Origin of the sequence: Actinosynnema sp. NPDC023658 (assembly GCF_040639995.1) — a bacterium.
Lineage (GTDB): Bacteria > Actinomycetota > Actinomycetes > Mycobacteriales > Pseudonocardiaceae > Actinosynnema.
In genome coordinates this window covers 1-1,667 of the sequence record NZ_JBFAAX010001138.1, presented here as the reverse complement: position 1 = coordinate 1,667, position 1,667 = coordinate 1, and the positions used below count along the sequence as shown (strand labels likewise).

The following is a 1,667-nucleotide window of genomic DNA, read 5'->3' as shown; positions in this document are numbered from 1 at the left end:
CTTCCACCGACGCGCGGCCGGGCCGGGCCGGACCCCCCGAGCCCCGCCCCCGCCGGATGGCGGCGGGCACGCCCTCCCCGGCCGGCCGGCCGACGATCCCGGAGTGGAACGGCGCCCGGTCGTCGGCGGTGCTCGTCACGGCGTCGGCCTGGGTGCGCAGCACGAGGTCGCGCGGCGGACCGCTGACCCGGCTGACGACGTCGTCGCCCTTCTCCACCACCAGCTCGAACCGCACGGGCAGCTCGTAGAGGGCCATCACGCCGCCCACCCCGCGCAGGCGGATGACCTCGTCGGACGTGGTGTCCGCGGCCACGGTCCGGCTGGCGCCGCCGACCCCCGCGGTGGGCATCGCGCCCACCAGGTCGGCCGGGCGGCCCTCCTCGGTGTCGAAGGCGTGGGCGAAGGGCGTGCGCAGCAGCGCGTTCCAACTGCTGCCCCGGCCCTGGGCCTTGACGCGCTTGCGGATGTCGACGAGCGCGTGCTCGATGCTGACGCCGTCGTTGACCACGTCGACGAACCGCGGCTCTTCGTCGAGGTGGGCGTGCAACGTCACCTGGTAGGTCTTCTTGCCCACGGCGCGCCCCGGTTGGTGCAGCAGCAGCGGCACACCGCCGTCCAGCGCGGTGTCGAGCAGGGCGAGCACGCTGTTCGGGGAGGAGAAGTGCGTCAGGCGCTGGAGGTTGTTCATCAGGTCGTCCAGCACCGACTCCGGCAGCAGGCGGTGGCCCATGACCGTCTTCGTGCGCCGGTCGACCTCCTCGACCAGGTCCCACACCGCGCCCGACAGCTCCGGTTGCACACCGGGCTCGACCAGTCCCAGCGCGGGCGTGCCCGGGCTGCCCGGGCGCAGCATCCGGGGCGGTCGGAGGACGTGGGCGCCGCTCGGTGCGGCAGGTCCGCCCTCCACGGCCTCCAGCAGACCGAGCTGCACCGCCACCCGCTCCTCGACCCGGAGGAACACGCCGTCCGGCAGCTCGACGACCGCGCCCGACCGACCCAGCGCGCCGTCGTGCAGGGTGTTGCTGTTGCGGCTCTCCGCGACGAGGCGGTAGCGGGCCTCGAACGCCACCAGCGCGGAGCGCTTGTCGGGCGGTGTGATGCGGTTGCGGTCCACCAGGCCGACGACCAGGTTGGCGTCGATCCACATCCGCTGCCACGGCGCCCACTGGACCAGCGCGTTCGCGCCGCCGAGACCCTGCGGTTGGGTGCCGCTGGGTCGCGCGTTGGCGCCGGTGTTGACGATGAGGTCCACCGCGTGGCTCGTCGCGTCGAGGCCGACGCTGTACGAACCACCGGTCAGCGAGTTCTCCGCCTCGGAGTCGTCGGACAGCGTCACCAGGCGGGGCGCCGCCAGCTCGACGGAGACGCCCAGCGCGCCGACCCGGTCGGTGACCCGGCGGTCGTACCGCAGACCGTTGTCCACCAGCGCCCTGGAGGTCAGCCGGTCCAGGTTGGCCGCGATGTTCGTCGCGCAGAGCAGCCGGCGGACCTGGTGGTGGGAGTCGGTGCCGCGCGCCGTCAGCGACGTGTCGCCGCCCGCCGCGTCGTCGATCAGCCGCAGCGCCTCGGCCAGCACCACCTCCGTGCGCGGCGTCGCCTCCACGTGCAGCCAGTGGGGCGCGGGCGGGCGCTCGGCCGGGCCCGCGAGCAGCGAGGCGATCGTCGTG

1 protein-coding gene is annotated in these 1,667 nt (G+C 74.6%); it reads right to left on the bottom strand.

What is annotated here, in order from left to right; genetic code table 11:
• On the bottom strand, positions 1 to 1,667 hold a 1,667-nt coding region (locus AB0G02_RS38910), incomplete at both ends, for a hypothetical protein (protein WP_360805136.1).